This window comes from Silvimonas sp. (genome assembly GCF_031291215.1).
Taxonomy (GTDB): domain Bacteria; phylum Pseudomonadota; class Gammaproteobacteria; order Burkholderiales; family Chitinibacteraceae; genus Silvimonas; species Silvimonas soli.
In genome coordinates this window covers 1-1,160 of the sequence record NZ_JARLJK010000014.1, presented here as the reverse complement: position 1 = coordinate 1,160, position 1,160 = coordinate 1, and the positions used below count along the sequence as shown (strand labels likewise).

The 1,160-nt window shown below is 59.7% G+C and carries 2 protein-coding genes; one reads left to right on the top strand and one right to left on the bottom strand.

The genetic code is table 11. From position 1 onward, the window contains the following. Positions 1-335, bottom strand: a 335-nt coding sequence (locus P4L78_RS01120; protein ID WP_309326389.1) for a metallopeptidase family protein, incomplete at its 3' end; no start/stop codon positions are given. 241 nt (positions 336-576) lie between these two features. Here P4L78_RS01120 and P4L78_RS01115 point away from each other — a divergent pair. Beyond that, positions 577-1,160 (top strand): CRISPR-associated endonuclease Cas3'' (locus tag P4L78_RS01115; protein WP_309326387.1); only part of this gene is annotated, 584 nt, incomplete at its 3' end.

The following is a 1,160-nucleotide window of genomic DNA, read 5'->3' as shown; positions in this document are numbered from 1 at the left end:
TGAACGATCACATGGGTGACCATGTCGTTGATCGACACACCCCGCCGATGGCATTCGGCAAGTATCGGACGCCGGAACAGCGAGATGATGCTGGGCATTTCGCCCGTCGACCAGATCGAGTGCTGACCGAAGGGCCGACCGTGATACAGCCCGAGCAGCGCCCACGGGTCTGACAACCCGACAGCGCGCAACATTTCGCTGTCGGCAAAATCCTGCACGCGAAACACCACATCGCCCAGATGATCGCGGAAAATCTGCGGCAGTTCGCTGACAGCGCGATGCGCCAGATGCTCCAGCGCAGCAGCATCCGGGGTATGGATCAGGTGGTTGCTCATATCCCCGATATGGGGTGCCCGCCGCAAATTGAAACAGGACGATGGCTACGAACGCCTGGAAACCGCTGGTGCGATAGCGTTGCCTTGATGTGAATTTCCATACCTCCGTTGGACAGCGAAGCGAACGCCTCCAACACTTGGACAAGGCCATCATGAAGAATTAAGCTGCGCTTCCCTTGCGTTGCATTGGTGGCGCAAACTTGGGCTGCCCTCGGCAATTTTGGAAAAGCAGGCTGTCGAAATGATCTACGCGCACTCGCTGGAACTTCGGCCCGAAAACGAGTGGGAGCCGCTGATGCACCATCTCGTGTCCGTGGGGGCTCGGGCAGGGCGCCATGCAGCGCCGTTCGGTGGCGCTTCCTTGGCCTTGGCCATGGGGCTTTTGCACGACATCGGCAAATGCTCGGCAAAATATCAGGCTTATATCAGGCAACCGTCGATCGCCGGCGGTCCCAAGGGGCCAGATCACAGTACGGCGGGGGCGCAACGGGCCCGTGATCTCTATGGAGATCAAATTGGCCGCTTGCTCGGATTTGGAATTGCCGGGCACCACGGAGGCTTGATGAATGGCGACGGTTATGGCGGGTCAAGCCTGACATCCCGGCTTGGCAAGACCGTCGAATCGCACGAGGGGTGGGAAGACCACGCGATCGGGCTGCCGCCGCGAGCGGAACTCGCCACAGGCGCGCCGAAGCTCGGCACGAACCAGATCGAAAAGCATTTCTCATTGCCATTTCTGGCCCGGATGCTGTTTTCCAGTCTGGTCGATGCCGATTTTCTCGAAACCGAGGCGTTCTATTCGGATGGGCAAGCGCCGGCACGTGG